The sequence below is a fragment of the Pseudomonas sp. GW821-FHT07B01 genome (assembly GCF_059419065.1).
On record NZ_JBWKRA010000005.1, the window covers coordinates 62352 to 81584 of the forward strand.

19 protein-coding genes are annotated in these 19233 nt (G+C 60.7%); 9 read left to right on the top strand and 10 right to left on the bottom strand.

What is annotated here, in order from left to right; all coding sequences use genetic code 11:
- Positions 1–32 precede the first annotated feature (32 nt).
- Complete coding sequence (locus AC07S6_RS07595; protein ID WP_197881989.1) at positions 33–878, bottom strand: AraC family transcriptional regulator; 846 nt, start codon at positions 876–878, stop codon at positions 33–35.
- Positions 879–987: 109 nt separating this feature from the next.
- Here AC07S6_RS07595 and AC07S6_RS07600 point away from each other — a divergent pair, with 109 nt between their 5' ends.
- The 3 genes from AC07S6_RS07600 (at position 988) to glsB (ending at position 2780) form a co-directional block, all read left to right on the top strand.
- Positions 988–1398 (top strand): hypothetical protein, encoded by a 411-nt coding sequence (locus AC07S6_RS07600; RefSeq protein WP_014718791.1) that lies wholly within the window; start codon positions 988–990, stop codon positions 1396–1398.
- A gap of 73 nt (positions 1399–1471) precedes the next feature.
- Positions 1472–1816 (top strand): hypothetical protein, encoded by a 345-nt coding sequence (locus AC07S6_RS07605; protein WP_014718790.1) that lies wholly within the window; start codon positions 1472–1474, stop codon positions 1814–1816.
- Between the two features lie 55 nt (positions 1817–1871).
- A complete protein-coding gene (glsB, locus tag AC07S6_RS07610; RefSeq protein ID WP_014718789.1) occupies positions 1872–2780 on the top strand; it encodes a glutaminase B in 909 nt (302 codons plus the stop codon).
- A gap of 194 nt (positions 2781–2974) precedes the next feature.
- On the opposite strand, the gene AC07S6_RS07615 is transcribed toward glsB, so the two are convergent.
- Together AC07S6_RS07615 and AC07S6_RS07620 are read right to left on the bottom strand one after the other, a co-directional pair.
- The gene (locus AC07S6_RS07615; protein WP_032901677.1) at positions 2975–4219 is read right to left on the bottom strand and encodes a saccharopine dehydrogenase family protein; all 1245 of its coding nucleotides are present in this window, start codon (positions 4217–4219) and stop codon (positions 2975–2977) included.
- A 28-nt stretch (positions 4220–4247) separates the two neighbouring features.
- On the bottom strand, positions 4248–5345 hold the full coding sequence (locus tag AC07S6_RS07620) for a carboxynorspermidine decarboxylase (RefSeq protein ID WP_032896982.1): 1098 nt from the start codon (positions 5343–5345) through the stop codon (positions 4248–4250).
- A 344-nt stretch (positions 5346–5689) separates the two neighbouring features.
- Here AC07S6_RS07620 and metE point away from each other — a divergent pair, with 344 nt between their 5' ends.
- Entirely contained in the window at positions 5690–7978 is a 2289-nt protein-coding gene (metE, locus tag AC07S6_RS07625) for a 5-methyltetrahydropteroyltriglutamate--homocysteine S-methyltransferase (protein WP_495112006.1), read from the top strand.
- A gap of 247 nt (positions 7979–8225) precedes the next feature.
- On the opposite strand, the gene AC07S6_RS07630 is transcribed toward metE, so the two are convergent.
- The gene (locus tag AC07S6_RS07630) at positions 8226–9380 is read right to left on the bottom strand and encodes an acetyltransferase domain-containing protein (protein WP_495112007.1); all 1155 of its coding nucleotides are present in this window, start codon (positions 9378–9380) and stop codon (positions 8226–8228) included.
- Positions 9381–9451: 71 nt separating this feature from the next.
- Here AC07S6_RS07630 and AC07S6_RS07635 point away from each other — a divergent pair, with 71 nt between their 5' ends.
- The gene (locus tag AC07S6_RS07635; protein WP_490613889.1) at positions 9452–9994 is read left to right on the top strand and encodes a DUF924 family protein; all 543 of its coding nucleotides are present in this window, start codon (positions 9452–9454) and stop codon (positions 9992–9994) included.
- Here AC07S6_RS07635 and AC07S6_RS07640 read toward each other — a convergent pair.
- Positions 9991–11430, bottom strand: coding sequence for an alpha/beta hydrolase family protein (locus AC07S6_RS07640; RefSeq protein ID WP_495112008.1), 1440 nt, complete (start codon positions 11428–11430; stop codon positions 9991–9993). The two genes, AC07S6_RS07635 and AC07S6_RS07640, sit on opposite strands and share 4 nt — an antisense overlap.
- Positions 11431–11576: 146 nt before the next feature.
- Here AC07S6_RS07640 and yfcF point away from each other — a divergent pair, with 146 nt between their 5' ends.
- Positions 11577–12209, top strand: coding sequence for a glutathione transferase (yfcF, locus tag AC07S6_RS07645; RefSeq protein WP_058410523.1), 633 nt, complete (start codon positions 11577–11579; stop codon positions 12207–12209).
- On the opposite strand, the gene AC07S6_RS07650 is transcribed toward yfcF, so the two are convergent.
- Positions 12168–12452: a hypothetical protein gene (locus AC07S6_RS07650; protein ID WP_034125707.1), complete on the bottom strand. Its 285-nt coding sequence runs from the start codon at positions 12450–12452 to the stop codon at positions 12168–12170. The two genes, yfcF and AC07S6_RS07650, sit on opposite strands and share 42 nt — an antisense overlap.
- Positions 12453–12590: 138 nt before the next feature.
- On the opposite strand from AC07S6_RS07650, the gene AC07S6_RS07655 reads away from it, so the two are divergent.
- Positions 12591–13235 (top strand): ATPase, encoded by a 645-nt coding sequence (locus tag AC07S6_RS07655; RefSeq protein ID WP_105226663.1) that lies wholly within the window; start codon positions 12591–12593, stop codon positions 13233–13235.
- 46 nt (positions 13236–13281) lie between these two features.
- A complete protein-coding gene (locus AC07S6_RS07660) occupies positions 13282–13623 on the top strand; it encodes a hypothetical protein (protein WP_034135746.1) in 342 nt (113 codons plus the stop codon).
- Positions 13624–13695: 72 nt separating this feature from the next.
- Here AC07S6_RS07660 and AC07S6_RS07665 read toward each other — a convergent pair whose 3' ends face one another.
- Together AC07S6_RS07665 and AC07S6_RS07670 are read right to left on the bottom strand one after the other, a co-directional pair.
- On the bottom strand, positions 13696–14442 hold the full coding sequence (locus AC07S6_RS07665) for a creatininase family protein (RefSeq protein ID WP_014718778.1): 747 nt from the start codon (positions 14440–14442) through the stop codon (positions 13696–13698).
- Between the two features lie 30 nt (positions 14443–14472).
- A complete protein-coding gene (locus AC07S6_RS07670) occupies positions 14473–15201 on the bottom strand; it encodes a murein L,D-transpeptidase catalytic domain family protein (RefSeq protein ID WP_495112009.1) in 729 nt (242 codons plus the stop codon).
- A 39-nt stretch (positions 15202–15240) separates the two neighbouring features.
- Between AC07S6_RS07670 and AC07S6_RS07675 the strand changes: the two genes are divergently transcribed.
- Positions 15241–16842: a L,D-transpeptidase family protein gene (locus AC07S6_RS07675; RefSeq protein ID WP_197901366.1), complete on the top strand. Its 1602-nt coding sequence runs from the start codon at positions 15241–15243 to the stop codon at positions 16840–16842.
- A gap of 7 nt (positions 16843–16849) precedes the next feature.
- On the opposite strand, the gene AC07S6_RS07680 is transcribed toward AC07S6_RS07675, so the two are convergent.
- Together AC07S6_RS07680 and AC07S6_RS07685 are read right to left on the bottom strand one after the other, a co-directional pair.
- Positions 16850–18241: a sensor histidine kinase gene (locus tag AC07S6_RS07680; protein WP_495112010.1), complete on the bottom strand. Its 1392-nt coding sequence runs from the start codon at positions 18239–18241 to the stop codon at positions 16850–16852.
- A complete protein-coding gene (locus AC07S6_RS07685) occupies positions 18219–18902 on the bottom strand; it encodes a response regulator transcription factor (protein WP_003191687.1) in 684 nt (227 codons plus the stop codon). Before AC07S6_RS07685 ends, AC07S6_RS07680 begins: the two co-directional genes overlap by 23 nt.
- Between the last annotated feature and the right edge of the window lie 331 nt (positions 18903–19233).

A 19233-nucleotide genomic window follows, 5' to 3' on the forward strand; every position in this document is an offset into this window, starting at 1 on the left:
CCACGCAGAGCGTGGGAACGATCATCAAAACCTCACGTCAAGGCGATAGTTGACGCGTTGCTGTGCGGCCCGACGGTACTGGCACGGTCCGCCAGGTAACGCGCCGGCGGTTGGCCCATGGCCTTGCGGAACATGGTGATAAACCCGCTGGCATTTTCATAACCCAGGTCCAGCGCCACGCTCTGCACACTTTCGCCGTTGGCCAAGCGCTGCAGTGAAAGGATTACATGCAACTGCCGGCGCCAGCGACCGAAGCTCAGGCCGATCTCTTCCAACAACAGGCGGGTCATGCTGCGTTCGCTCATGCCGATGCGCACGGCCCATTCGCCCAGGGTGGATTTATCGCCGGGGTTGGCCAATAAGCTGTTGGCCAGCCGATGCAAGCGGGGGTCTTGGGGCATCGGCAAATGCAGGGCTTCGATGGGGGCCTGGGCCAGCTCGTCGAGTAACGTCGCCACCAGGCGGCCCTGGGCGCCGTCTTCGTCGTAGAGCTGCGGGAAGCTGACCGCCTTGCCGATCAATTCGTGCAGCAATGGCGACACCGACAGCGTGCAACATTGCCGGGGCAGGGCGCTGGCGGCGTCCGGGTTGATCAACAGGCAATATACATCTGCTTCGCCAGCTCCACGGGCCGCGTGGGTCACACCGCCGGGAATCCACAATGCGCATTGCGGCGGCACGATCCAGATACCCGCCTCGATCACGCAATGCACCACGCCGCGCAAGGTGTAGATCAATTGCCCGTGTTGATGGTGGTGAGGGGTATGTTCCCAGCGTTCGGACGTACTCGAGGCGCCCACTGCAACAATCGAGCGAGGGATGGCGGCGGCGTCGCGGACCCGGCAGGGGTCGTAATGGTCGAGGCGGTGATGAACCATAGTGGGGACTGCCTTGGCTGGTTTGCGAAACATTCTGGCTATTCTGTGCAATGCTGTCCAGCGCCACGCGCTCTATGATGAGAACCAATCTCATCAAAGGAGCTTTGCCATGCGACTCGACAGTTCAACTTTCCCGGTGGTGAAAATCTTTTTCGACGCGCCTAGCGAAGGTGCGCCGGAAGACGCCTTCCTGACCTTCGAACGTCTGCTGGCCCGTGAGCAGCCCTTCTTGCTGCTGCACGAAAAAGCCGTGGATGAGAACAGTCATGAACACGCCCACGAAGAGCGCAAGCGCGCGTCTATCTGGATGAAGAAAAACAAGGCTGCCTTGCGCGCCTACGTCAAAGGCATGATCCAGGTGGAGCCCAGCGCTGCCAAGCGCCTGGCCCTCAAGCCCTTTGCCGTGACGTTCGGCAAGGCCTGGGGTTACCCGCTGCTGGTGGTGGAGTCCAAGGATCGCGCCTGGGCGTTGGCCCAGGATGTGCTGGATACAGAAGTGTCGGATGTGGCGCATTTCTGAGCCTGGCCAAAGCTCGACAGCGTCCACAATTGAACTACCTTGATTGACGAGCCTTCCCACTCGGTATTCAAGCATGCGCACTTTATGGACGCGGTACCTGGCGTTGCTGGAAAACGACCTGAGCACGCAGATTTTCGACAATGTTAAAAACCTGTTGGTCTGCGCGTTGTTGTTTGCGGCGGGGACCAACGCGCTGGTGGGACCGCGCGAGTTGCTGATCGGTATCTTCGCCTCCAGCGTCGCGGGCTGGGGCTTGATTGTGCTGTCGACGGTGCTGATGCTGTTGAACGTCAGCGACGGCATTCGCCGCCTGGCCAAATTGCGTTATCACTTGGCGTTGCAACTGTTGTTGATCCTGATCTACGTGGTGATTGCCGAGCGGGTGGTAGAGATTGTGTGGGTGTTGCGCGCCCATTGACGTATCCTCCGCGCCTCGTTTACCACTGATTCGAACAAAGATGACAGGACAAGCTATGCAGGCGCTGCTGGAGTCGATCCTCGACGAAGTGCGCCCCTTGATCGGCCTCGGCAAAGTCGCCGATTACATTCCCGCGCTGGCCGACGTGCCCGCCAACCAACTCGGCATCGCGGTATACGGCAACGACGGCACGGCCTACTGCGCTGGAGATGCAGACACGCTGTTTTCGGTGCAAAGCATTTCCAAGGTCTTCAGCCTGGTGCAGGCCATCGACCATGGCGGCGAATCCATCTGGGAGCGCTTGGGCCACGAGCCCTCGGGGCAGCCGTTCAACTCCATGGTGCAGCTGGAATTCGAGCGTGGCCGCCCGCGCAACCCCTTTATCAACGCTGGCGCGCTGGTGATCTGCGACATCAACCAGTCACGCTTCGCCGTGCCGATTCTGTCGATGCGCGACTTTGTACGGCGCCTGTCGGGCAACCCGCAGATCCTGGTCAATAGCGTCGTGGCCGAATCGGAAGCCCAGCATGGTGCGCGCAATGCGGCCATGGCCTACCTGATGAAGTCGTTCGGCAACTTTCATAACGATGTGGACGCGGTGCTGCACAGCTACTTCAACTATTGCGCGTTGCAGATGAGCTGCCTGGACCTGGCCCGAGCGTTCAGCTTTCTGGCCAATGAAGGCGTGAGTGCCCACAGTGGCGAGCAGGTGCTGACGGCGCGCCAGACCAAGCAGGTGAACTCGATCATGGCCACCAGCGGCTTGTACGACGAGGCGGGCAACTTTGCCTACCGCGTGGGCCTGCCGGGCAAGAGCGGGGTCGGCGGCGGAATTGTCGCGGTGGTGCCGGGGCAGTTTACGGTGTGCGTATGGTCGCCGGAGTTGAACGCAGCGGGCAACTCGCTGGCGGGGATGAAGGCGTTGGAATTGTTGAGTGAGCGGATTGGGTGGTCGGTGTTTTGAGATCGTTCTCTCTGTGGGAGTTGGCTTGCCTGCGAAAGCGGTGGTTCAGTTGAAGAATCATTGACTGACAGGTCGCCATCGCAGGCAAGCCAGCTCCCACATTTTGATCCTCATTGTTCTTCGAACTGTAGGTGAGCCCAAACAAAAAATGCGCCCCTTGGGGCGCATTCTTTTGCTCGGTCAGCTATGGCCTATCAGGCCGTCGCATCCCAGGCCCGATCACCGTTCTCGTCTTTGATCCGAGTCGGCAAGCCCATCACATCCAGCGCCTTGAGGAACGGCTCAGCCGGCAGTTCCTCGACGTTGGCCATGTGCTTCACATCCCACTCGCCACGCGCCACCAGCAGCGCAGCGGCTACTGGTGGTACGCCTGCGGTGTAGGAGATGCCCTGGCTGTCGGTCTCGGCATAGGCCTCTTCGTGATCAGCCACGTTGTAGATGAACATCTCACGCGGTTGGCCATCCTTGGTACCTTTGACCAGGTCGCCGATGCAGGTCTTGCCGGTATAGCCCGGGGCGAGCGAAGACGGGTCGGGCAGCACGGCCTTGACCACTTTCAACGGCACCACTTCCAGGCCTTCGGCGGTCTTGACCGGCTGTTCGGAGAGCAGGCCGAGGTTTTTCAGCACGGTGAACACGTTGATGTAGTGTTCGCCAAAGCTCATCCAGAAACGCACGTTGGGCACGTCGAGGTTTTTCGACAGCGAGTGCACTTCATCGTGGCCGGTGAGGTAGAGGTTCTGCGAGCCAACTACCGGCAGGTCGTCGGTGCGTTTGACTTCGAACATGGTGTTGCTGGTCCACTGGCTGTTCTGCCAGCTCCACACCTGCCCGGTGAATTCGCGGAAGTTGATTTCCGGATCGAAATTGGTGGCGAAGTATTTGCCATGGGAGCCGGCATTGACGTCGAGAATGTCGATCGAATCAATGCGGTCGAAATGCTGTTGCTGCGCCAGCGCGGCATACGCGTTGACGACACCTGGGTCGAAGCCCACGCCAAGGATGGCGGTGATGTTCTTCTGTTTGCACTCTTGCAGGTGGTTCCACTCGTAGTTGCCGTACCACGGCGGGGTCTCGCAGACCTTGCCCGGCTCTTCGTGGATGGCGGTGTCGAGGTAAGCCACGCCCGTGTCGATGCAGGCACGCAGTACCGACATGTTGAGGAAGGCGGAGCCGACGTTGATGACGATCTGCGAATCAGTCTCGCGGATCAGGGCCTTGGTCGCTTCCACGTCCAGGGCGTTCAGCGCGAAGGCTTGGATATCGGCGGGAACCTTGAGGCTACCCTTGGCCTTGACGCTGTCGATGATGGCCTGGCATTTGGAGATGTTGCGCGACGCGATAGCAATACGACCGAGTTCGTCGTTGTGCTGCGCGCACTTGTGGGCCACCACCTTGGCGACACCTCCTGCACCAATGATAAGAACGTTCTTTTTCAATTGCTTTATCTCTCCTTTATCCGCCAGCTCAGGACAGGCTGGACAGGTAGTCGTCGTAACCAAATTCACGAACCACCTCGACTGTACCGTCGAGTTGTTTCACTACGATGGACGGCATTTTCAGGCCGTTGAACCAGTTTTTCTTGACCATGGTGTAGCCTGCGGTGTCGATGAACGACAGCCGATCGCCGATGGCCAGCGGACGATCAAATTGATACTCGCCGAAGATGTCCCCGGCCAGGCAGGATTTGCCGCACACCATGTAGGTGTGTTCACCCTCGCTCGGCGCCAGTTTGGCGTTGAGGCGGTAGATCAGCAGGTCCAGCAGGTGGGCTTCGATGGAGCTATCGACCACGGCGAGATTCTTGCCGTTGTAGAGAGTGTCGAGCACGGTGACTTCCAGGGAGGCGCTGTTGGTGATCGCCGCTTCGCCGGGTTCCAGGTAGACCTGCACGCCGTACTTCTCGGAGAACGCTTTGAGCCGTGCGCAGAATGCATCCAGTGCATAGCCTTCGCCGGTGAAATGGATGCCGCCGCCGAGGCTGACCCACTTGACCTTATGCAGCAGCGCACCGAAGCGTTCCTCGATGGTGCCGAGCATCTTGTCGAACAGGCTGAAGTCGCCGTTCTCGCAGTTGTTGTGGAACATGAAGCCGGAGATCTGATCGATCACGCCATCGATCTTCACCGGGTCCCACTCGCCCAGGCGGCTGAACGGGCGCGCCGGGTCGGCCAGCAGGTAGTCAGAGCTGCTCACCTGCGGGTTCACACGCAGGCCGCGGGTCTTGCCTTCGCTGCGTTCGGCAAAACGCTGCAGCTGGCTGATGGAGTTGAAGATGATCTTGTCGCAGTTCTCCAGCATCTCTTCGATTTCATCGTCGGCCCAGGCCACGCTGTAGGCGTGCGCTTCACCTTCGAACTTCTGGCGACCGAGCTTGAGCTCATACAGCGACGACGAGGTGGTGCCGTCCATGTATTGCTGCATCAAGTCGAATACCGACCAGGTGGCAAAGCACTTGAGCGCCAGCAGAGCCTTGGCGCCGGACTGTTCGCGCACGTAGGCAATCTTCTGCATGTTGACCAGAAGCTTCTGTTTATCGATGAGGTAGTACGGCGTTTTGATCATTTTTGAGAGCCTGCGGCGGTGCCTGCCAAAAAAGGACACGCATTGTGCCCGCACTTGGAACAGATCGAAAGGTTAGCCGGCGGATTTTGCGCGCCACGTTAAGCATAGGGCGTAAGTATGACCGTTCATAAGAATCACCCGTCCCACTGTGGGAGCGCTCGAGCCTCAGCGAGGCCGCGATGACGCCGGCTCTGGCACCACAAACACCCACAGTAGCGCCGCTAATATCATGCCTACCTAAACATGAGCAAATCTTGTGATGATCTAGAAAAAAATGAGTTTGTTTCAAGACATCCCTCTGCCGACAATGATCGCCATCAATTAGACCATCGGAGTTGTAAGTCATGGCAGTCGCTCATTCCCTCGGGTTTCCACGCATTGGACGCGATCGTGAACTGAAAAAAGCGCAGGAAGCGTTCTGGAAGGGTGAGCTCGACGAAGCCGGCCTGCGCGCCGTTGGCCGTGACTTGCGAAGCACCCACTGGGCGCTGCAACAGCAAGCCGGTATCGAACTGTTGCCGGTCGGTGATTTCGCCTGGTACGACCAGGTGCTGACCCATTCGTTGATGTTCGGTGTGGTCCCTGAGCGGTTCCGCCCGGTCGATGGCCAGGCCACGTTGCATACCTTGTTCGCCATGGCCCGTGGCGTCAGCGACAGCTGCTGCGGCGGTGCCCATGCCCAGGAGATGACCAAGTGGTTCGACACCAACTATCACTACCTGGTGCCGGAGTTCAGCGTCGATCAGCAATTCCACCTGGCGTGGGATCAACTCTTCGAAGAGGTCCAGGAAGCCCTCGACCTGGGGCACAGCGTCAAGCCCGTGGTGATCGGCCCGCTGACCTATTTGTGGCTGGGCAAGGCCAAGGGCGCTGACTTCGACAAGCTCGACCTGCTCGAGCGCCTGCTGCCGCTGTATGGCCAGATATTCCAGCGCCTGGCCGAATTGGGCGTGGAATGGGTGCAGATCGACGAGCCGATCCTGGCGCTCGATCTGCCCCAGGACTGGAAGAACGCTTTCGAGCGCGCCTATAACCTGATCCAGCGCGACCCGCTGAAAAAATTGGTCGCCACTTACTTCGGCGGCCTGGAAGAAAACCTTGGCCTGGCTGCCAACCTGCCGGTGGATGGCCTGCATATCGACCTGGTGCGTGCGCCGGACCAGTACCCGACCATCCTCGACCGCCTGCCAGCGTACAAGGTGCTGTCCCTGGGCGTGGTCAACGGCCGAAACGTCTGGCGTTGCGACCTGGAAAAAACCCTGGCCACCTTGCAGCATGCCCATGAGAAGTTGGGCGATCGCCTGTGGGTCGCGCCGTCCTGCTCGCTGCTGCACAGCCCGGTGGACCTGGAGCGGGAAGATCAGTTGGATGCCGAACTGAAAAGCTGGCTGGCCTTCGCCGTGCAGAAGTGCGCGGAAGTGGCGCTACTGGCCAAGGCTGTTGATCAGCCCCAAGCCCCTGGCGTCCTCACCGCCCTGGCTGCGAGCCGCGCGGTGCAGGCAGCTCGTGCTGCATCGCCACGCATTCACAAGCCTGCCGTTCAAGCTCGTGTAGCGGCCATCACTGCACGGGACAGCCAGCGCCAGTCGCCGTTTGCCCAGCGCATCGAAAAGCAACGGGCCGGCCTTAACTTGCCGCTGTTCCCGACCACCACCATCGGCTCGTTCCCACAGACCGCGTCGATCCGTCTGGCGCGTCAGTCGTACAGGGCGGGCAAGTTGAGCCACGCCGAATACGTCGAAGCCATGCACAGTGAGATCAAGCACGCTGTCGAGGTGCAGGAAAACCTCGGCCTGGACGTGTTGGTGCACGGTGAAGCCGAGCGTAACGACATGGTCGAATACTTCGCCGAACAACTGGATGGCTACGTGTTTACCCGGTTCGGTTGGGTGCAGAGTTACGGTTCGCGTTGCGTGAAACCCGCAGTGATTGTCGGCGACCTGAGCCGCCCGAACGCCATGACCGTGGAGTGGATTCGCTATGCCCAAGGTCTTACCGACAAGGTGATGAAGGGCATGCTCACAGGCCCGGTGACCATGTTGATGTGGTCGTTCCCACGGGAAGACCTGAGCCGCGAAGTGCAGGCCCGGCAATTGGCCCTGGCGATTCGTGACGAAGTGGTGGACCTGGAAGCCGCCGGCATCAAGATCGTGCAGATCGACGAAGCGGCTTTTCGTGAGGGCTTGCCGTTGCGCCAGGCGCAGTGGCAACCCTACCTCGACTGGGCGACTGAAGTGTTTCGTTTGTGTGCGAGTGGCGTGGGCGATGAAACCCAGATCCACACCCACATGTGCTACAGCGAGTTCAACGATGTGATCGAGTCCATCGCCGCCATGGATGCCGACGTGATCACCATCGAAACCTCCCGCTCGGACATGGAGCTGCTCGACGCGTTCGAAGCCTTCGCCTACCCGAATGAGATCGGCCCGGGGGTCTACGACATTCACTCGCCGCGGGTGCCGGATGCCTCGGAAATGGCCAACTTGCTGCGCAAGGCCGCCAAGCGGATTCCGGCAGAGCGCTTATGGGTGAACCCCGATTGCGGCTTGAAGACGCGGGGCTGGCCGGAGACCGAGGCGGCGCTCATTCATATGGTCACCGCGGCCCGACAACTGCGTGCTGAACTGGCCTGACTCCTGAGCCTGGCGCGGTTAAAACTGTGGGAGCGGGCTTGCTCGCGAATGCGGTCTTTCAGTCACAGCAGCAGTGGCTGACACACCGCCTTCGCGAGCAAGCCCGCTCCCGCAGGGGATCTGTGGCAGGCGCTGATTATGTGGGCGATGCGTAACCAGTGTGGGAGCTGGCTTGCCTGCGAAAGCGGTGGTTCAGTTGAATATTTAGTAGCTGACACACCGCCCCGCACAATTTGCCTGCCTCAGGTCAGAAGTATTTGAGCCACGCCAGGTCCCGCCGCCGTGCTTTCAGGCCGGCGAACCAACGCACGGGCAAGTACAGGGCAATCGGCAACAGCAGCGCTGCCAACCACACCGCACCGATATCGTCGAAGCCAAAGTAAGTGCCATGGTTGAGGCCAAACAGCGCAACGCAGGCCACATAGAGCATTTTCAATACATAGAGGTGTAACAGATAAAAGAACATCGGCGCCGCGCCGAACACCGCCAGCACGCCGATCCAGCGCTTATGCCCGGCGCGTTCAAACGCCAACAGCAACAGCAAGCCAATCCCCAGGGTCAACGCCAGGAACAACAGCGAAGGCGGGTACTTGGTGATATTGAAAAAGCTCATCAGCGTCAGCACGCTGCTGTCATACGCCTGCCAAGGCTGCTCGCCATAGCCGTTGAGCGCTCGCAACAACCCAAAGCCCACCAGCGCGCCCACCCCTGCGACCAGTAAATAACGCTGACGCATAGCCGGCAGCGTGGCATTGGCAAACCATGGCCCGAGGCCGTAACCCAGGGCAATCACACCGATCCATGGCAGCACCGGGTAGGTGGTGCGCAGGCGCAGGTTTTCAGAGACTTCAATCCAGTTGCGTTCATGCAGGATCGTCCACGGCACATGCAACATCGAACCCGCTGCGAAGTGCAGCCCATCGAGCAGGTTGTGCCCGGCGATAATCACCAGCGCCAAGCCGATCAGCCAGGCACGCGGTAGCCAGACCAACGCGGCGAGGGCGATCATGCTGATGCCGATGGCCCAGATCACTTGCATGTAGATCACGCTGGGCGGCAGTTGGAAGGTCCATGCGAAGTTGACCAGGGTGAATTCCAGCACCACCAGGAACAGCCCGCGCTTGAACAAGAATGCCGACACGTCTCGACGACCCTGATATTTCTGACCGTACAGCCAAGCCGACAATCCGGTGAGCAGCACAAACACCGGCGCACACAAGTGAGCCAGGGTGCGGCTGAAAAACAACGCAGGCTCGGTGCTGTCTATGCTCATGGGGTCGCTGACCTGGCGGTGCAGCAGGAAGGTTTCACGCACGTGGTCCAGCAACATGAACAGGATCACCAGGCCGCGCAGGGCGTCGATGGACAGCAGGCGTTTGCGTAAAGTCATAGCGTCAGTCATAAGTTAAGGATCACACGCAAGCAAAATATTGACGTTATTCTATAACATTAAGCGAGGCGCTGATGACAAGCATGACCCCACACTCTGCCGAAGCCGTAATCGCGTTCTGGAAACAGGCGGGGCCCAAGCGTTGGTTCGCCAAGGACGAGGGGTTCGATAGGGACTTTCGCGATAGATTCAACGCGGCTCATATGCAGGCTGCACGGCGTGAACTCGAAGGTTGGTTGACCACGGCGCACGGGGCGCTGGCGTTATTGATCCTGCTGGATCAGTACCCGCGCAACGCCTTTCGCGGCACGGCGCATATGTTCGCCACCGACCCGCTGGCGCGGTTTTATGCGCGAAAGATGGTGGACGCGGGATTGGATCAACAGGTTGAACCTCAGTTGCGCGCGTTCTGCTATTTGCCTTTTGAACATTCGGAAGACCCGCAGGACCAGCAACGCTCCCTGGCCCTGAACCAGCAGTTGGATGCCAGCACCTACCACTGGGCCAAGGAGCATGCCGACATCATCGAGCGGTTCGGGCGGTTTCCCCATCGTAATGGGGTGTTGGGCAGGGCGAGCACCGATGAAGAACTCGCCTTCCTCAAGGCCGGTGGCTTCGCCGGTTAGGCGTGTTCTGGCGCCAGGCTCTGCTGGGTGGCGACACGGCGAAACCGCCGCACGCCCTTGAGGTCAATCGCCCAACGCAACGCTTCAGTGGCTGAAGGCCGCGGGCCTTGGGTGATTGCCTGTTCATCCTTGCCCAGTGCATCGAGGTAACCCTGGGCACCGCCGCGTTCGCTCCAATAGTGAGTGTGGCTGAGCCAGGACTTGGCCAGCCAGCCTTTGCCGTTGCCCACGGTCACCGGCAAGTCCAGCACGCCGCCGCCCATCACGGGCTTGACCGGGCCGCCGACGATGTCGCCGAACAGGCCGAAGGGGGCAGGGAAGTACAGGTTGGTCCAGCGCGTGACGGCAAAGGCTGCGGCGTGGTGCAGGTAGTGCGGGGTGAAGGGCTTTTGGCCGAGCATCAGCGGTTGGCGGGCGTTGTAGCCGTAGCCTTGGGTGTCTTCGGTAGGCGGGCAGGCCGGGGCTTCGCGGCGTTCCATGCGCTGTTTGAAGTCACTGACGCTGCGGCCTAGCAACAGGCTGGCGTGGGCCATCGGGCTGCCGACCGTGACCAGGTCAGTGATGCGCCAGGGGTTGCCCAGGCCGCGCTGTTCGGCAAAAGCTTCGGTCTGTTGCTGACGAAAATTCAACAGGCTACCCAGGCTGCCGTCCAGCAAGGCGCCGGCTGCGGGCAGGGCCTCCTTGACCACCGGTTGCAGCGGTTCGCGGTTGGCATAACGGGCTGCCAGCTCACGGTTGCTGGGGGTCAGTTGGGTCAGTTTGTCGTGGTACTCATGCCAGAGGTAGCCGACGATGTCGTAGGCAATCACGCTGCCCAAACTGTGGCCCACGACGATGATGCGCTCGTAGTCACCCTGATTGTGCAGAGCGCGCAGCAGGTCGACACCATCAGCACGGATCTGCTCGCGCACCATCACGTTTTGCGGGTTGGGGCTGAGGTAGCGTGCGGCGTCTCCCAGGTAGGCCAGCGCCGAATAGCGCAGCGCCAGTCCCATGGCCGCGAGCAGCAGGGGGATCAGCGCGAAGGGGTTGTCGCTGGGGGGCAATTGGCCCCAGGCCGTGGCCAATGTACCGCTGGCAACCAGCAGCAATAACACCAGCACCGTCCAGCGCGTGCTGCGCCAGATCGGCACGATGGCCTCGGGAATGTCGCGACGCGGGCGCTTGAAGATGTCCCACAGCCAGCCCAGCAGATGGCCGAACTTGGTGCCCTGCATCTTGTGGGCCCAGTAGTACTCATAGAAATCCGTCGAGGTACGGCCCGAGGCCTTCAGTACGCGCAGGTCGAAGTTGCGCGACAGCCGATCCGGCTTGCTCCAGTACAGAGGTTTGCCATCGGGGGTGTCCGTAGGGATCATCGCTTCGACAAAGCCGCGCAAGGTGTCCATTGGGCGCTGCTCGCCGATGCCGTGGATAACCACAACTGCTTGTTTCATGTGCTGTTCCTTCCTTGAAAATCAGCGGGAGCCATAATATTGCCACTAGCCGCGCTATTCCTGCCAGGAATGCCCCCATAAAAACCCTGCATTGTCTTTATCGGCCCGGATCTCGTAGCGTGATGCCTCACCCCAGGAGATTGCCTATGAGCCAAGGCCCGCTGCACCTCTACGTTGATTCGCTGTTCACCAGCCCCTATGCCATGTCGGTGTTTGTCGCCTTGCGCGAAAAAGGCCTGGCGTTCGAGACCCTCACCCTAGACCTCGATGCCGGGCAAACCCAGGCGGCAGATTACGCCCAACGCTCCCTGACCCAGCGAGTGCCGACCTTGGTAGACGGTGATTTTGCATTGTCTGAGTCTTCGGCCATCACCGAGTACCTGGACCAGGCCTACCCCGAGACCCGCGTGTACCCGGCGGATGTGCAGCAGCGGGCGAGGGCGCGACAGGTTCAAGCGTGGTTGCGCAGCGACCTGCTGCCGATTCGCCAGGAGCGCTCGACGCTGGTGGTGTTCTGCGGGCAGAAGAGGCCGCCGTTGTCAGCAGAGGCTCAAGCCGCCGCGACCAAGTTGATCAGCGCGGCGCAAGCCTTGCTGGCGGATAACCGCGAGTACCTGTGCGGCCAGTGGTCGATTGCCGATGTGGACCTGGCGGTGATGCTCAATCGTCTGATCCTCAACGGTGACGCCATGCCAGCGCAGCTGGTGGCCTACGCGCAACGCCAGTGGCAGCGGCCGTCAGTGCGCGAGTGGGTCGAGCTGCGACGGCCCGCGCTCTAGCTCTGCCTGCTGGGCAACGCGCCGGTCGAGGTCTTCCCAATCGGCCATGCCCAACACGCGCATGGTGTTCAAACCACGCAAGTAGCCGCGCAGTTGCTCGGCGCTGGCGCTGCCTTTTGCGGCGTCGGCGTGTGAGTCCAGCAGCACGGTTTCGTACTCGACCAGGTAGTCGGCGACTCGCTCGCGAAACTCTGGCAGGACTGCCTCGCGGATACGATCGAAGATTTTCTGGTAGGGCTTCATGGCGGGGTCCTTATAGATTTTATGGGCGGCCTGACACTATCGGTTCAAATGATAGTCACCATCAAGGATCACAAGTTCTGTTTTTTCGCCAAACGCGCAGAATCTGCACATCGAGACGCAGCCCAAGGAAAATGCGCGATGAGGACGATTATCCAGTTGGCTTTGATGGCCCTGATGCTGGGCACCGCGGTCATGACCACCCCGGCGATGGCCGATGAAGTGCGTACAGGCCATTTGCTGCCACTGGTGGGTAGCGTAGACTCCCTGCAGCGTGCCCAGTCGGTGGGGGTATTGTTCAGTGAAAACACCCGCGACAACCTCAGCTACCTTGAACGCTACCACGCCATGGCGTTGAACGGCGCCAAGGATGCCCTGGATGGGCGGATTCGCGAGGCGTTCGTCAACAGCTCCGACCCGGAACTGGCGATCGACTGGTTGATGCACTCGTTGCAGGGCACTTTTCTCTCGGTGACGGTCTATAGCAGCCTGGATGCCCTGGTGCAGGCGCACCCGGATGTGGTGGTGGTGCTCGATACCCATAACCAATTGCTGACCCAGCGTAATGACCGGGTCGAAGCACGCTTTGTCGCACGCTTCTATGACGCGAACCTGCAGTTTATCGCCAAGGCCGAAGGCTCGGTGGACAAGCACGTGCCGTCAGTGTGGGTGCACGACAAGGCGGCGCCGGAGATTGCTGCACTGATCGAGCAACAACGCGATGTACAGCAAGATGCGCTGAAGCAGTTCGATGCGTCGCTCAAGGCCCTGGTTCGCGCAGGTTGACCCGCGAATGGTTGTGAACCCTATTTGGTTATTTTCAGGAATGTTTATGCGCTCTTTCTTCGCCCCGGCCCTGGCTTGTGCTTCGTTATTGCTGACCGGCTGTATCACGGCGCCAAATGCCCCATCACTGACCCTGCAAACCAACAAGACCCCCGACGGCTATGTGCAATGCGTGTTGCCCAAGCTGGAAAAGCACGGCATCACCTCGACCGTCACCCAGAACTCGCGCCACGCCAAGGTGCTGTTGACCAGCAAGATTGCCGCCGATGATGTGCTGGAGGCCTACAAGTCCCAGGACGGCACCAAAGTGTTCCTGTATGAGCGCAAGCCGTTGGCTTCGGCGATCAAGCCATCTAGGCTCGAGCAGGCCGCCCAGGATTGCAAATAAACCCGGGCACAACGCAAATCCACTCTGTAGGAGCGAGCAAGCTCGCTCCTACAGAGTATTGGCCCATTTGGATCAGGGTTTGGCTTCGTTGCTGAAGCTGTCGACAGTCTTGACCAATCCCTGCGCCGCCAACGCCACCAACTCACCGCCTTTCTCCACAGTAGCCAACGCTGGGTCCGAGCCCATGCGGCCGTCAGGGAAGCGCGCACGGAAGTCCAGGGCCTCGCGGATCGGGCCGGTGTTGGCAATTTGTGGTGAGTACTCGGCAGACTTGATCGCGTCCGGATACGCCCACTGCGTCACGGCAATTTCCGACGGCGTGGCGTGGCTGCCATGCCCGACCGGGAATTGACGCTGGGCCAGGTCAGTGACGCCTTCCAGGTCCCACCAGTTCACCAGCTTCAGCGCGAACCCGGCCGGGCGGCGGGCGAAGCTGGCTTCGGCGTACAGCTCGGAGAACGCCGCTTCAATCGTGGCGATGTTGCCGCCGTGGCCGTTCAGGAACAGGATCTTTTCGAAACCATGCCCGGCCAACGAGCGCACCCAGTCGCCAATTGCGGCGATAAAGGTGGAAGGGCGCAGGGAGATGGTGCCGGGAAAGCCCAGGTGGTGTTGAGCCATGCCGATATTGAAGGTCGGGCCGACCAGGATGTCGGCGTGCTTCTGGGCGTGGTGGGCGATGATCTCCGGGCACATCCAGTCAGTGCCCAGCAGGCCGGTGGGGCCATGTTGCTCGTTGGAACCGATGGGAATCACCACCGTGCGGCTGCGTTCCAGGAACTGCCCGATTTCGATCCAGGTGGAGGTGTGTAGAAGCATGCGACGCTCTCTTTTATCTATGGGGACAGGCTATCCGCCACGGATTGTACGACTACTCGCCACCTGTTGGGGTTTGCAATTGAGGTAGGTCGACGACTTCAGCCAGCGCTGGTCGGGGTACCACGAAAACATGAACTGCCCGTCCTTGAGCTTGTCCACCACTTGACGGGCAACTTGCGGGCGCACGGCCGGGCAACCCTGGCTGCGGCCGATGCGGCCTTCGCGCTTGCTCCACAAGGGGCTGACGTAGTCGGCGGCATGAATCACGATGGCGCGGTCGCGGGCCTGGTCATTGAAACCGGGTTCCAGACCGTCCATGCGCAGCGAGTAGCCATGGGTGCCCAGGTAGCTTTCCTGGGTGCGGAACAACCCCAGGCTCGACTGGTGGCTGCCCTCGAGGTTGGAGAACTGGGTAGCGAAGTTTTCCCCGGACTTGGCGCCGTGGGCCACCAGGTCGCGCAATACCAGGGTCTTTTTGCGCAGGTCGAAGATCCACAGGCGACGGGCGGTCGAGGGCTGTGAGTAGTCAATAACCGCTAGGCGATCGGAACGTTCCTCGCCGTTATTGACCGCGCACTGCACGGCGCTCAGGGCGCTTTTCAGTACGGTGGGATTGAGTTCTGGAGCCGAGCGCGCCAGGCTGCTATACAGGGAAGGAGAGGTGTCATTGGCGGCGAGCGCAACATTGCTCAATAAAGCCAGGCACCCAGTGATCAAGCCCAGGCTGGTTAGCCTGAGCAGGCGTATAAAAGTCAGCATCTACAGTCGAGTCCCCGCTGTGGAGTGGAGCTAAGTCAATTGTTCAAAAAACACGCATGTTACTTGAGCATTTGCCTGCTCGTTGCACCATTGGTCGCTACAGCCGAAACGCTGCCGGTGGAGCCATTACCCGTCACCACCCCTGCACCGGTCGCGCTGGCGCCACTGCAACAGGCGTTGGCGCAGTTGACCAGTGTCTGCCCGCACCTTGCGCCGCGCATAGATGCCGCCGCGTTGGTGCGCCTGCAAGCCTTTTACCAGCAGCAGGGCGATGCGCCGCTATGGTCGGCTGATGAACGCCGGCAAGCCTTGCACAGCCAGTTGCTGATGCTTGCCGACGATGGCCTGGACCCCACCCACTATAGCTTGCCCGCGGCGGATGCCACGGCCAACGTGCTGTGCAGCGATATCGCCAACAGCCAGCAGTACCTGCAAGCCCTGCAGGATTTGCATTACGGGCGTCTACAGCAATCGCGCTTTGAGCCTCTATGGCATTCACAGCCGCCCAGTGGCGATCCTAATGCCGAGGTACTGGCGTTCGCCGCCACCGGCCTGCAAGACATGGCCCAAGCCTTCGATCAGGCGCGGCCCAGCGCCGATTTGTACCGCAGCCTGCGCAATGCCTACGCCAGCGTGCGCCAGCAACCGCTGCCCCACTGGGACCCGGTCGCCGAGGGCGCGTTGTTGCGCCCGGGCATGAATGACGCCCGAGTGCCGGAATTGGCGCGGCGCCTGCACAGCGGTGGCTACCTGGCCCAGTTGCCCAGCGGCAACGGCAAGCAATACCAGGGCGAACTGGTCAAGGCGGTGAAAGCCTTCCAGCTCAGCCACTCGTTGCAGGCCGACGGTGTGATCGGCGCCGGCACCGTGGCCGAACTCAATATCAGCCCGGCGGTGCGTCGTGAACAGCTGCGCATCAACCTGGAGCGCTTCCGCTGGCTGGCCCAGGACCTGGAGCCTGAAGGCGTCGTGGTCAATGTGGCCGCTGCGCAACTGAGCGTGTATCAGAGCGGCATCCCGGTGTGGCAAACCCGCCTTCAAGTGGGCCGGGCCGAACGCCAGACGCCATTGCTCAAGTCGCGCATCACCCGGCTGACCCTCAACCCCACCTGGACCATCCCGCCCACCATCATGCGCGAGGACAAGCTGCCCGCCATCCGCCTCAACCCTGAATACCTGCGTCAGCAAAACCTGCAAGTGCTCGACGCCGAAGGTCACCCATTGACCCCCGACCAGGTCGACTGGGCACGCCCCGGCAATATCCTGCTGCGCCAGCAGGCCGGCCCGCGTAACCCGCTGGGCAAGATTGTGATGCGCTTTCCCAATCCGTATTCGGTGTACCTGCATGACACCCCCAGCCAGCCCTTGTTCACCAAGGGCCCACGGGCGTTCAGTTCGGGATGCGTGCGGGTCGAGCAACCGTTGTTATTGCGTGACCTGCTGGTAACGCCGGCCGAACGCACCCGCACCGATGAGCTGTTGGCGACCGGCGAAACCCATGAATTCAGGCTGGCCACGCCGGTACCGGTGCTGTTGGGGTATTGGACGGTAGAAGTGGATCGTCAGGGCGAGTTGGTGTACGCGCCGGATATTTATGCGCGTGACCCGGTGTTGATCAAGGCCATGGGCAGCGTGCTCTAGGGCACGCTTATTCCGGCATCAGTTGCTGGCGGCATTCCAGCACCAGGCGGGCGCCGCCCAACTCACTGGTGCCGACCTCCAGCTTGAACCCATGCAAGTTGATGATCGCCGCCACAATCGACAGGCCCAGCCCAAAGCCGCCTTGCTGATCACTCTCATCGACCCGATAGAAACGCTGGAACACCGACGCGCGCTCGGCAGCCGGAATGCCTGGCCCGGAGTCGAGCACTTCGATGCGCGTACTGCCCAGGTCGTTGACTGCTCGCAGGATCACCTTGCCCTTGGGCGGGGTGAACTTGATCGAGTTACTCAGCAGGTTGGCCAGGGCTTCGAATAGCAGCGCACGGTCACCGGTAATCCACGGCAGTGAATCAGGCGCTTGTAACACCAGCTCAAGTTCGCCTTCTTCGGCCAGGGGCAGGTAGAAATCATGCAGTTCGCGCAGCAACGGCAGCGGGTCCAGCACCAGGAAGCCAGAGCGACGCTGGTGGTCTTCCAGTTCCGAGATGCGCAGCAGCCCGCGAAAACGCGCCATCAGCGTGTCGGTTTCGGCGATGGCGTCATCGAGCTTTACCGCGTGGGCCGAGTCTTCCTCGGCTTGTTGCTTGATGCGGTAAAGCTGGGCGCGCAAGCGGGTGAGCGGGGTGCGCAGGTCGTGGGCGATGTTGTCGCACACGCCCTTGACCTCGTTCATCAGTTTTTCGATGCGGTCGAGCATGGCATTGACGATGGCGGCAAGCATGTCCAGCTCGTCGCGCCGGTTGGACAGCGGCAACCGGTGCGTGAGGTCGCCGGCGACGATGGCCTCGGCGCTGGCCTGGATCCCGCGAATACGCCGCAACGGGCGACGGCGCAGCAGGTGCCAGCCGGCAGCGCCAGGAATGATGGTCAAGGACAGCGCCCACAGCAGGGCGTGCCAGATAATCCGCGTTACCCCGAACAACGAGCCGTTGGCGCGCACCAACACCAGCCAGCGGCCGTCTTCGGTGTGGGTGGCCACGGCATCGCAGCTGTCCTTGGGCAGTTTGGGGTCATCGGATTGCACGCAATTGGTCAGGGCGTAGATCTTGCCATCCAGCGGCAGGTCGGGTGGCAGGGCACGGATCGGCCCGCTCAAGGGGCGAAATTGCTCATCGAACAGGCCGTAGGCGTCAACGCCCTTCATGTCGAAGGTCATGCTGGTGGTCAGCGCTTCCACCAGTTCTTCGCCGTCGAAACGCTGGAAAAGATGCTGGCGCTGCAACAGGGAATGGCGCGACAAGTCGCTGAGGTAGCCTGAGACCTCGTAGTACAGCACCCCCATGAGGATGCAACTCCACGCCACGAACAACGAACTGTACAGCGCCAGCAAACGGCTGCTGGAAGAGCGCCAGCCTTTAGAGGGGTTCAGCAATGACATATCCCGAGCCTCGTACCGTGCGGATCAGCGGCGTGAGGCCCGGTGGGTCGATTTTCTTGCGCAGACGGCCGATGTGCACGTCGATCAGGTTGGTGCCGGGGTCGAAGTGATAACCCCAGACTTCCTCGAAAATCATCATCCGCGACAGGATCTGCCCGGTGTTGCGCATCAGGAATTCAAGCAGTTTGTATTCAGTGGGCAGCAGGGTCAGAGGCTGGTCGGCCCGGCTGGCTTCGCGGCTGATCAGGTTCAGTTCCAGGTCGGCCACGCGCAGGGCGGTTTCGAATTCCTGGACCGTACTTTTACGCCGCAGCAGCACCTCGACACGGGCGGCCATTTCATCCGAGGCGAAAGGCTTGGTCAGGTAGTCATCGCCGCCGGCACGCAGGCCGCGCACGCGCTCGTCGACATCGGAGAGGGCGCTGATCATCAGGATCGGCGTAGACACCCCAATGGTGCGCAACGTGGTGACGATGGCCAGGCCATCCAGCTCAGGCAGCATGCGGTCGAGGGTGATCAGGTCGTAATCACCACTTACGGCACGGACCAGGCCCTCGCGGCCGTTGTCCACCCAATCTACGTCCAGTCCATGGCTACTCAGCTCGGCGACAATCTCGCGGGCCGTTACGGCGTCATCCTCGATGGTCAAAATGCGGGTCATAGGATTACCTGGTGAGCGTTCACACTAGAAGTGGCGACATTTTGCCAAGAAGTTGCTGAATGTTTCCTAAATAAAACTTCATCTTCTTCAAGCCGACATCACACTGTGGGAGCTGGCTTGCCTGCGATGGCGGCTTACCTGCTGGCATATTCGTTGGCTGCCATGCCGCTATCGCAGGCAAGCCAGCTCTCACAGGGGAGTGCATTACGCCCGCCTAATATCGCCGTTTATTGCAACCTGCATGATCTGGCTAAGTTCAATTTAAATAAATCATTGAAATTAAAGGAATTTAATTTCAATCGCCGCTGGCACGCTGCCTGCACTGTCCGTT

Coding starts and splice junctions, on each gene's coding strand:
- AC07S6_RS07595 (WP_197881989.1), bottom strand. CDS start 878: ATGGTTCATCACCGCCTCGACCATTACGACCCCTGCCGGGTCCGCGAC.
- AC07S6_RS07600 (WP_014718791.1), top strand. CDS start 988: ATGCGACTCGACAGTTCAACTTTCCCGGTGGTGAAAATCTTTTTCGAC.
- AC07S6_RS07605 (WP_014718790.1), top strand. CDS start 1,472: ATGCGCACTTTATGGACGCGGTACCTGGCGTTGCTGGAAAACGACCTG.
- glsB (WP_014718789.1), top strand. CDS start 1,872: ATGCAGGCGCTGCTGGAGTCGATCCTCGACGAAGTGCGCCCCTTGATC.
- AC07S6_RS07620 (WP_032896982.1), bottom strand. CDS start 5,345: ATGATCAAAACGCCGTACTACCTCATCGATAAACAGAAGCTTCTGGTC.
- metE (WP_495112006.1), top strand. CDS start 5,690: ATGGCAGTCGCTCATTCCCTCGGGTTTCCACGCATTGGACGCGATCGT.
- AC07S6_RS07630 (WP_495112007.1), bottom strand. CDS start 9,380: ATGACTGACGCTATGACTTTACGCAAACGCCTGCTGTCCATCGACGCC.
- AC07S6_RS07635 (WP_490613889.1), top strand. CDS start 9,452: ATGACCCCACACTCTGCCGAAGCCGTAATCGCGTTCTGGAAACAGGCG.
- AC07S6_RS07640 (WP_495112008.1), bottom strand. CDS start 11,430: ATGAAACAAGCAGTTGTGGTTATCCACGGCATCGGCGAGCAGCGCCCA.
- yfcF (WP_058410523.1), top strand. CDS start 11,577: ATGAGCCAAGGCCCGCTGCACCTCTACGTTGATTCGCTGTTCACCAGC.
- AC07S6_RS07650 (WP_034125707.1), bottom strand. CDS start 12,452: ATGAAGCCCTACCAGAAAATCTTCGATCGTATCCGCGAGGCAGTCCTG.
- AC07S6_RS07655 (WP_105226663.1), top strand. CDS start 12,591: ATGAGGACGATTATCCAGTTGGCTTTGATGGCCCTGATGCTGGGCACC.
- AC07S6_RS07660 (WP_034135746.1), top strand. CDS start 13,282: ATGCGCTCTTTCTTCGCCCCGGCCCTGGCTTGTGCTTCGTTATTGCTG.
- AC07S6_RS07665 (WP_014718778.1), bottom strand. CDS start 14,442: ATGCTTCTACACACCTCCACCTGGATCGAAATCGGGCAGTTCCTGGAA.
- AC07S6_RS07670 (WP_495112009.1), bottom strand. CDS start 15,201: ATGCTGACTTTTATACGCCTGCTCAGGCTAACCAGCCTGGGCTTGATC.
- AC07S6_RS07680 (WP_495112010.1), bottom strand. CDS start 18,241: ATGTCATTGCTGAACCCCTCTAAAGGCTGGCGCTCTTCCAGCAGCCGT.
- AC07S6_RS07685 (WP_003191687.1), bottom strand. CDS start 18,902: ATGACCCGCATTTTGACCATCGAGGATGACGCCGTAACGGCCCGCGAG.